The following is a 922-nucleotide window of genomic DNA, read 5'->3' as shown; positions in this document are numbered from 1 at the left end:
ATGTGACGAAGACGGGAGGTGGGGATCTCGACCCCAGCCAGATCGTGTTAGTCGTTGATGGGACCCGTGTGGGTACAGTCTCTGCTAACGCAACCTCAGTTAACGATCCATGGCGGACAGGAACGAGTGCTGTCTTTGAGAATATCGACAATGGACAGTCCTACACTGACGGACAGAATGTTGATATACGACTAGTTCACGACCCCAGCGGTAACAGTATCTACGAGACCACGATAACCGTTCGTTCACCGTAGAAATACTCTGGAACCGCAGCTTTCTATTTAACAATCTGCTGTAATTTGTTGAGTAAACTCCTTTTGAGCTGCCGCTCACGCTCGCCAGCGATCTTGAGACTGATTTGGCAGAAAATTCACGCTATCCCCTCATATATAATATCTCAATCCCGTCAGACCGGTGTGACTGAGCCGTTCCATTTGAACTAGTCCCAGCAGGTCGGCCACAGCTATGACGGCTGGTACCCGTAACACAACCGGTTAATCCACCTCACGCGACGAGCGCACTAACCAAAGCATATCGACCGCGGATCATGAATACGTCCACGTCTGGGCTACGGGTCGCGCCGAGAATTCCCTTGTATAAGTTTTCAACCTAATCTCACGGATTTCAACAGCATCGGCATTACACTGTCTTCCGAGAAATATACTGGATATGTTCGATCCCTGGGAAGTTCGTACTGACGAACCGCAATCGGGACATCGGCGTATACGGTCTTCCCCGTCACCGTGAACGCGGCGGAAGTCCGCAGGCACGTGCGCGCCGCACCGAAGGCAATTGCCCCGGCTATCCCGAGATCGGCGCACCATCACGCCGACACCACTGCGGCTAACGCGTATCGGGGGATAGCGAGGACTACCGACTTAATATTACCCTCGGACAGGATACTTTGGCGGCGCCTATGGAG

General features: G+C 52.9%; 1 pseudogene. It reads left to right on the top strand.

Features of this window, described 5'->3' with window-relative positions:
* Nucleotides 1-254: pseudogene (locus EXE45_RS20840) on the top strand (type IV pilin); the annotation flags it as partial.
* Between the last annotated feature and the right edge of the window lie 668 nt (nucleotides 255-922).

The organism is Halorubrum sp. SP9, assembly GCF_005435015.1.
In the GTDB taxonomy this organism is placed as follows: domain Archaea; phylum Halobacteriota; class Halobacteria; order Halobacteriales; family Haloferacaceae; genus Halorubrum; species Halorubrum sodomense.
The sequence above is the reverse complement of the archived record's forward strand: the minus strand, read 5'-3'. Positions and strand labels throughout refer to the sequence as shown.